The organism is Mesorhizobium sp. M5C.F.Ca.IN.020.32.2.1, assembly GCF_004023105.1.
Taxonomy (GTDB): domain Bacteria; phylum Pseudomonadota; class Alphaproteobacteria; order Rhizobiales; family Rhizobiaceae; genus Mesorhizobium; species Mesorhizobium wenxiniae.
The window spans coordinates 1-3,160 of sequence record NZ_RZSX01000751.1; the positions used below are offsets into that span (position 1 = coordinate 1).

Consider the following 3,160-nt stretch of genomic DNA (forward strand, 5'->3'; position numbering starts at 1 on the left):
GGCTACTGGTTCGCACGGGAAGTGGTAGATTGAAGCGATAAGGTGAGGAAACAATGATGGATTTTCAGAAAATCCGCGCCCGCGCGGCCAAACGCAAGGGCGGGGAAGCGGCGCTGGCGTCGCTGCTGGGACCTATGCCCGACAATGCCGCGGTGGCTGACATTACCGACGACCGCATCCTCTCGACCATGGCTGAGCGTGTTTTCGCCGCTGGTTTCGTCTGGCGTGTCATCGAGCAGAAATGGCCTGGTTTCGAAGAAGCGTTCCTCCGCTTCGAGCCGAAGCGGCTGTTGTTTCAGCCGGACGATTTCTGGCACGATCTGGCGAGGGACGAGCGTATCGTGCGCAACCCGCAGAAGATCAAATCTGTCCGCGACAACGCGGTGTTTGTCGAGAGGGTGTCGAAGGAGCATGGCGGCTTCGGCAGGTTCCTTGCCGATTGGCCTGAAGACGACCAGGTTGGACTGATGGCCTATCTCGGCAAGCATGGCAGCCGGCTCGGCGGCAACACCGGCCAGTATTTTCTGAGGTGGCTGGAGTGGGACGCCTTCATCGTCTCGGCCGACATGGCGGCGGCGCTGCGCGACGCCGGCCTGGACATCGCCGAAATCCCGACCTCCAAGAGGGATCTCGACAAGATCCAGAACCAGATCAATGTCTGGGCGGCGGAAACCAGCCTGCCGCGCCGGCATATTTCGCGCATTCTGGCGATGTCGATCGGCGACAACCACTCGCCGGAGGCACTGCGCGAATATATGGGCGAATAGGACACGATCGATATGTCGATCGATCCGACACGATCCGTCGATCGGTCAAGACACGATCGACGTCGTCGATCGGTCTGGACACGAATGACACATGTCATTCGGTCTGGGGTGGTCCAAGCGAACGCCATTGCCCGGCGAATTCTGCCGCGCTAAGTCAGCAGGCATGACCATTAACACCGCTTCCGACATATTGCGCATCGCCGTCGCCCAGCTCAATCCGACGGTTGGCGACGTCGCCGGCAATCTCGCCAAGGCGCGCGAGGCGAGGGCGGATGCCGCCCGCCAGGGCGCCGACCTCGTGCTGTTCACCGAGCTTTTCCTCGCCGGTTATCCGCCCGAAGACCTGGCGCTGAAGCCGGCTTTCCTGAACGCCTGCGAGCGGGCGGCGCAGGATTTCGCCGGCGATACTGCCGATGGCGGGCCGGGCGTCATCATCGGCACGCCATTGAAGCGCAAGAGCGGCACCCACAATTCGATCATTTTCGCCGATGGCGGCAAGATCCTTGCAGAGCGCTACAAGCTCGATTTGCCGAATTACGGCGAATTCGACGAGAAGCGCGTCTTCCAGGCTGGTCCTGAAATGCAGGGACCGGTCAATTTCCGCGGCGTGCGCCTGGGGATTCCGATCTGCGAAGATATCTGGGGCGATGTCGGCATCTGCGAGACGCTGGCCGAAAGCGGTGCGGAAATCCTGCTGGTGCCGAACGGCTCGCCCTATTATCGCGGCAAGGTCGACGTTCGCCACCAGGTTGTCATCCGCCAGGTCATCGAATGCGGATTGCCGATCATCTATGCCAATCAGCTTGGCGGCCAGGACGAACTGATCTTCGACGGTGCATCTTTTGCCATCGGCGCCGACAAGACGCTGGCCTTCCAGATGAGCCAGTTCGAGGAGACGGTCAACGTCACCACCTGGAAGAGAAACCGCGCCGCCGCAGGCGGGCAAAATGGAAATAATTCCGACGGCTGGGTCTGCTCCGAAGGGCCGATGTCGAAAATCCCGGAAAAGGAGGAGGCCGATTATCGCGCCTGCATGCTGGGCCTGCGCGACTACGTCAACAAGAACGGCTTCAAGAACGTTGTGCTCGGCCTATCCGGCGGTATCGATTCGGCGATCTGCGCGGCGCTTGCCGTCGATGCGCTCGGCGAGGAACGGCTGCGCGCCGTGATGATGCCTTATCGCTACACTTCGAAGGACTCGCTGAGGGATGCCGAGGACTGTGCCCGCGCGCTCGGTTGCCGCTACGATATCGTGCCGATCTTCGAGCCGGTCGAGGGATTCCTGCATACGTTAACGCAGCTTTTCGAGGGCACCAGGGAAGGCATCACCGAGGAAAACCTGCAGAGCCGCGCGCGCGGCACCATTTTGATGGCGATCTCCAACAAGTTCGGCTCGATGGTGGTCACCACCGGCAACAAGAGCGAGATGTCGGTTGGCTACGCCACGCTCTACGGCGACATGAATGGCGGCTTCAACCCGATCAAGGACCTCTACAAGATGCAGGTCTATGCGCTGTCGCGCTGGCGCAATACGCACGTGCCGCCGGGCGCACTGGGCCCCTCCGGCGAGGTGATTCCGAACAACATCATAGACAAGGCGCCGTCGGCGGAACTGCGCGAGAACCAGACGGATCAGGATTCGCTGCCGCCCTATCCGGTGCCGGACGACATCTTGGAGTGTCTGGTCGAGAACGAGATGGGTGTCGACGAGATCGTTGCCCGCGGCCACGACCGGGCGACGGTGACGCGCGTCGAACATCTGCTCTACATCGCCGAATATAAGCGCCGGCAGGCAGCGCCCGGCGTGAAGATCACCAAAAAGAATTTCGGCCGCGACCGCCGTTATCCCATCACCAACCGGTTCAGGGATGGATAGATCACCGTTTCTCGCTCCTGTGAAATGGCTGCGGCCGGACGATCAGTGGGACAGCTATGCCTGACTGTGAAATCAGCTTCGACGTGTCACGGATCGACTTCCGGGCAACCTCCGACCTGTTGATGGCAAGCTACTGGGGCAGCGGGCGCAGCGATGAAGTCCACCGCCGCGCCTTTGCTAATTCGCTTTGCGTTGGCGCCTATTCCGACGGCAAGCAGGTCGGCTTCGGCCGGGCAATCACCGACCGCATGGTGTTTGCCTATCTGGCCGATGTCATCATCTGGCCGGAATATCGTGGGCAAGGGATCGGCACGCGGCTTGTCCAGGCGCTTATCGATCATCCGGATTGCAAGACAGTCACGCACTGGAGCCTGTCGACCAACGATGCCCACGCGGTTTACGAAAAACTTGGCTTCAGGCCGTCCACCGATGGCCGCTACATGCGGCTCGATCGTATTCCGGTAGCCTGAGTGGACGACGACGGCGCACAACCCGCGATTGTTGCAAATCTTCTGAC

The 3,160-nt window shown here is 61.0% G+C and carries 3 protein-coding genes; all 3 read left to right on the forward strand.

Annotated elements, in window-relative coordinates; genetic code table 11:
* The first annotated feature begins 53 nt into the window (after positions 1 to 53).
* Positions 54 to 767: a DNA-3-methyladenine glycosylase I gene (locus EOA86_RS28230; RefSeq protein ID WP_128344674.1), complete on the forward strand. Its 714-nt coding sequence runs from the start codon at positions 54 to 56 to the stop codon at positions 765 to 767.
* 163 nt (positions 768 to 930) lie between these two features.
* Positions 931 to 2,643: an NAD+ synthase gene (locus EOA86_RS28235; RefSeq protein ID WP_128344677.1), complete on the forward strand. Its 1,713-nt coding sequence runs from the start codon at positions 931 to 933 to the stop codon at positions 2,641 to 2,643.
* A 56-nt stretch (positions 2,644 to 2,699) separates the two neighbouring features.
* A complete protein-coding gene (locus EOA86_RS28240; protein WP_128344679.1) occupies positions 2,700 to 3,113 on the forward strand; it encodes a GNAT family N-acetyltransferase in 414 nt (137 codons plus the stop codon).
* Positions 3,114 to 3,160 lie beyond the last annotated feature (47 nt).